The organism is Actinosynnema sp. NPDC023658 (genome assembly GCF_040639995.1).
Classification (GTDB): domain Bacteria; phylum Actinomycetota; class Actinomycetes; order Mycobacteriales; family Pseudonocardiaceae; genus Actinosynnema.
This window is the reverse complement of record NZ_JBFAAX010000768.1, coordinates 1-2,690: the sequence shown is the minus strand read 5'-3', so window position 1 is coordinate 2,690 and position 2,690 is coordinate 1. Positions and strand designations below refer to the sequence as shown.

Below are 2,690 nucleotides of genomic sequence, written 5' to 3'. Positions count from 1 at the left end.
GTCCAGCACCATCACCCGGTCGGCCAGGTCCATCACCAGGCCCCTGTCGTGCTCGACCATGATCATCGCGATCCCCGACTCCCGGCTGGGACCCCGGCTACGGGCTGTGGCTGCACGACGCGCCGCACTGGAACCTGACCGGCTTCACCGTGCGGGACTCGAAGAAGGGCATCGTCGTGGACAACTCGCACCACACCGTGATCGACGGCGTGCGCGTGGACCACGTCGAGGAGGAGGCCGTGCACTTCCGGCGCTCGTCGTCGGACAGCGTGCTGCGCGACTCCGCCATCACCGACACGGGACTCGTGCAGCCGGGGTACGGCGAGGCCGTCTACATCGGATCGGCGAGCTCGAACTGGGCGTGCCACGGCAACTCCGGCGGCGTCGACCGCAGCGACCGCGTGCAGGTGCTGGGCAACCGCATCGGTCCCGGCGTCGCGGCCGAGCACGTCGACGTCAAGGAGGGCACGTCCGACGGCGTCATCCGGGGCAACACGTTCGACGGCACGGGCATCTCCGGCCAGAACTCGGCGGACTCGTGGGTCGACGTCAAGGGCACCGGCTACCTGGTCGAGGGCAACACCGGCACGTTCGCCGTGCCGGGCACGTTCGCCAACGGCTACGAGACGCACAACCCGGCCACCACGCCGTCGCTGCCGAACGGGTGCGGCAACGTGTGGCGGGACAACCGCTCCGACCTCGGTGGGGTCGGGCAGTACGCCATCCGGATCACGTCCACGTCGAAGTGCCCGGAGCTGCCGAACGTCGTGCACGCGTCCAACACCGTCACGCGGGCGGTGAACGGCCTGACGAACATCCCGGTGACGCCCTGAGTTGCCGGCCTCACAAGGCTTATCCGCCGGTGGCCGTTCGGCTAGGTTGCGGTCGTGACCGAACCGAACGCGCGGGCGCAGGTCGAGGTCGATGCCGGCGTCGACCGCGTGTACGCCCTGGTGAGCGACTTGCGTGGCCTGGCCGACCTGGCCGAGGAGTACTCCGGTGGGCGGTGGCTCGCCCCGGCGGCGGGTCCGGCGGTGGGCGCGCGGTTCGTCGGGGCGAACCGGCGCGGGTGGCGGATCTGGCGCACCGTCTCGACGGTGACCGACGCCGGGCCGACCAGGTTCGCGTTCGACGTGCGGTCGTTCGGGGTGCCCGTGTCGCGCTGGCAGTACGACATCGAGCCGACCGCCACGGGCTGCCGCGTCACCGAGAGCACGTGGGACCGGCGTCCGACGTGGTTCCGACCGCTGACCGTGCTGGCGACCGGCGTGCACGACCGGGACGTGCAGAACCAGCGCAACATCGAACGCACCCTCGCCCGGCTGAAGGCCGTGGTCGAAGAGGTGCACGAGGCGGGCTGAGCACGGGCCGTCGCGTTGGCGTCCCAGGTGGGTTTGCGAATCTTGAAGCCTATTTTCCTGAGGCTGATACGAATCGTTTTTCGGCTTTTAGGTTAGGCTCCCCTCAATGATTTCGTGTTGCGGGTACCGGTGGCCGGTGGCACCGTTCCTCCCAGGAAACTGCTGCCCAGAGGAGCGGTCATGACCACCACGGAAATGCCGGCCGTCAACGAGTGCACGGTCACGGGTTGTTCGTACAACCACGATGGTTGTCACGCTTTCGCGATCACCGTGAACGGTGCCAACGGGGCCGCCGACTGCGGGACGTTCATCCCCCTCGCCCGCAAGGGGGGCCTGTCGAAGGTCGTCGCCCAGGTGGGCGCGTGCTCGCGCACGGACTGCGTGCACAACCGCGAGCTGGAGTGCACCGCGAGCGGCGTGCGGGTCGGGCCCGGCCAGGGCGACCACGCCGCCAACTGCCTCACCTACACCAGGGAGCCGAGCGCCACGACCTCCACGGCGTTCTAGGAGCCCGCCCGGCGCACGCCCGCCGCCGGGCGGTCAGCACCCCTCAGAGCTGACCGACCGACGGCGGACCGGGACGGCGTCTCAGCGCCGCCTGGTGTGGTGCCGTGCCACCACGAGCGCGGCGGCCAGCAGCACCAGGTTCTTCAGCACGAACTCACCGGTGACGGTCAGCTGCAGCGGGTTGCCGAAGCGGAACGTCACGGCCGGCTGCACCACGAAGACGAGGAACGTGCCCAGCAGGTGCAGCGCGACCAGCGCCGCGACGGGCTTCACCTGGACCGCCACGAGCAGCGCCAGGCCCGCCAGCACCTCGAACACGCCCACCACCGGCACGAACCAGACCGCCGGCAGCACCGGCACGGTGTCCGCGACCAGGTCGTGCACCGGGGACGCCCCCGCGACCTTCAGCACGCCGAACCACACGAACACCACGCCCAGCCCGATCCGCAGCAGCGGGACGCTCCGGTCCAGCGCGCCGTCCACCAGCCGTGACACCGCGCCCGTCACCGACTCGCGCAACGACCCGGCGGGCGGCGGCGGGCGATCGGCGTCCGGTGGTCTGGTCAGTTCCCTGCTCATGGCATCCCCCTCATGGCTTCCCCCCATCGGTCGACCGCTGTCGATCGACCCCTACCGGTCCCCGGAGCGACGGGCCGTCGTGAGCGCGGTGCCCAACGACCGCAACGTCTCGTCGGTCCGCAGCACCTGTTCCGCGACCACGTCCAGCGCCCGGTCCAGGTGCGGGCGCACCGTCGGACCCCAGTCGACGGCGCTTGCCCGGTCCCGGGCCTCCGCGGTCGCCTCCGGGAACGCCGTGGCCAC

General features: G+C 70.8%; 5 protein-coding genes. 3 read left to right on the top strand and 2 right to left on the bottom strand.

Features of this window, described 5'->3' with window-relative positions; genetic code table 11:
• The first annotated feature begins 104 nt into the window (after positions 1-104).
• The 3 genes from AB0G02_RS34480 to AB0G02_RS34470 all read left to right on the top strand — a co-directional run bounded on the left by AB0G02_RS34480 (position 105) and on the right by AB0G02_RS34470 (position 1,868).
• A complete protein-coding gene (locus AB0G02_RS34480; RefSeq protein WP_360802875.1) occupies positions 105-833 on the top strand; it encodes a right-handed parallel beta-helix repeat-containing protein in 729 nt (242 codons plus the stop codon).
• Positions 834-887: 54 nt separating this feature from the next.
• Positions 888-1,361, top strand: a complete 474-nt coding sequence (locus tag AB0G02_RS34475; RefSeq protein WP_360802872.1) for an SRPBCC family protein — start codon at positions 888-890, stop codon at positions 1,359-1,361.
• 180 nt (positions 1,362-1,541) lie between these two features.
• Complete coding sequence (locus AB0G02_RS34470; RefSeq protein WP_360802869.1) at positions 1,542-1,868, top strand: DUF1540 domain-containing protein; 327 nt, start codon at positions 1,542-1,544, stop codon at positions 1,866-1,868.
• A gap of 81 nt (positions 1,869-1,949) precedes the next feature.
• Here the strand turns inward: AB0G02_RS34470 and AB0G02_RS34465 are convergent, their stop codons facing one another.
• Both AB0G02_RS34465 and AB0G02_RS34460 read right to left on the bottom strand, forming a co-directional pair.
• On the bottom strand, positions 1,950-2,447 hold the full coding sequence (locus AB0G02_RS34465) for a DoxX family protein (RefSeq protein ID WP_360802866.1): 498 nt from the start codon (positions 2,445-2,447) through the stop codon (positions 1,950-1,952).
• 51 nt (positions 2,448-2,498) lie between these two features.
• A partial coding sequence (locus AB0G02_RS34460) for a hypothetical protein (protein WP_360802863.1) occupies positions 2,499-2,690 on the bottom strand: 192 nt, incomplete at its 5' end.